Below are 1,739 nucleotides of genomic sequence, written 5' to 3' on the forward strand. Positions count from 1 at the left end.
GAAAGACGCACGCTCTTTAACAATTAAGCAAGACAATCTGTGTGGGCACTCGCAGTGAGTTGAGATAAAAAATTATCAACTTATTGAAGAGTGTTCTTATTTGAACAGTCAATTCGATTAATCGAAAATCAATCAGTTGAGCAACGCATTAAACTTTTTAATTGAAGAGTTTGATCATGGCTCAGATTGAACGCTGGCGGCAGGCCTAACACATGCAAGTCGAACGGTAACATGAACTAGCTTGCTAGTTTGATGACGAGTGGCGGACGGGTGAGTAATGCTTAGGGATCTGCCTTTGAGTGGGGGACAACAGTTGGAAACGACTGCTAATACCGCATAACGCCTACGGGCCAAAGGGGGCTTCGGCTCTCGCTCAGAGAGGAACCTAAGTGAGATTAGCTAGTTGGTGGGGTAATGGCTCACCAAGGCGACGATCTCTAGCTGGTCTGAGAGGATGATCAGCCACACTGGAACTGAGACACGGTCCAGACTCCTACGGGAGGCAGCAGTGGGGAATATTGCACAATGGGCGCAAGCCTGATGCAGCCATGCCGCGTGTATGAAGAAGGCCTTCGGGTTGTAAAGTACTTTCAGCAGTGAGGAAAGCGATATTGTTAATACCAATATTGTGTGACGTTAACTGCAGAAGAAGCACCGGCTAACTCCGTGCCAGCAGCCGCGGTAATACGGAGGGTGCAAGCGTTAATCGGAATTACTGGGCGTAAAGCGCATGCAGGCGGTCTGTTAAGCCAGATGTGAAAGCCCGGAGCTCAACTCCGGAATAGCATTTGGAACTGGCAGACTAGAGTTTTGTAGAGGGGGGTAGAATTTCAGGTGTAGCGGTGAAATGCGTAGAGATCTGAAGGAATACCAGTGGCGAAGGCGGCCCCCTGGACAAAAACTGACGCTCAGATGCGAAAGCGTGGGTAGCAAACAGGATTAGATACCCTGGTAGTCCACGCTGTAAACGATGTCAACTAGTTGCTTGTGGCTTTTACGCTGTGGGTGACGGAGCTAACGCATTAAGTTGACCGCCTGGGGAGTACGGCCGCAAGGTTAAAACTCAAATGAATTGACGGGGGCCCGCACAAGCGGTGGAGCATGTGGTTTAATTCGATGCAACGCGAAGAACCTTACCATCCCTTGACATCCAGAGAATTTTCTAGAGATAGATTAGTGCCTTCGGGAGCTCTGAGACAGGTGCTGCATGGCTGTCGTCAGCTCGTGTTGTGAAATGTTGGGTTAAGTCCCGCAACGAGCGCAACCCTTGTCCTTATTTGCCAGCACTTCGGGTGGGAACTTTAAGGAGACTGCCGGTGATAAACCGGAGGAAGGTGGGGACGACGTCAAGTCATCATGGCCCTTACGGGATGGGCTACACACGTGCTACAATGGCAGGTACAGAGTGCTGCGAGCTCGCGAGAGTTAGCGAATCACTTAAAGCTTGTCGTAGTCCGGATTGGAGTCTGCAACTCGACTCCATGAAGTCGGAATCGCTAGTAATCGTAGATCAGAATGCTACGGTGAATACGTTCCCGGGCCTTGTACACACCGCCCGTCACACCATGGGAGTGGGTTGCTCCAGAAGTGGCTAGCTTAACCTTCGGGGGAGCGGTCACCACGGAGTGATTCATGACTGGGGTGAAGTCGTAACAAGGTAGCCCTAGGGGAACCTGGGGCTGGATCACCTCCTTACCTATACTCAATCTTATTGTTGAGTGTTCACACAGATTGTCTTG

The 1,739-nt window shown here is 50.5% G+C and carries 1 rRNA gene; it reads left to right on the forward strand.

From position 1 onward, the window contains the following. Positions 1 to 158 precede the first annotated feature (158 nt). Positions 159 to 1,695, forward strand: a 16S ribosomal RNA gene (locus K0504_RS18245). Positions 1,696 to 1,739: the final 44 nt, after the last annotated feature.

The organism is Neiella holothuriorum, assembly GCF_019457915.1.
In the GTDB taxonomy this organism is placed as follows: Bacteria; Pseudomonadota; Gammaproteobacteria; order Enterobacterales; family Neiellaceae; genus Neiella; species Neiella holothuriorum.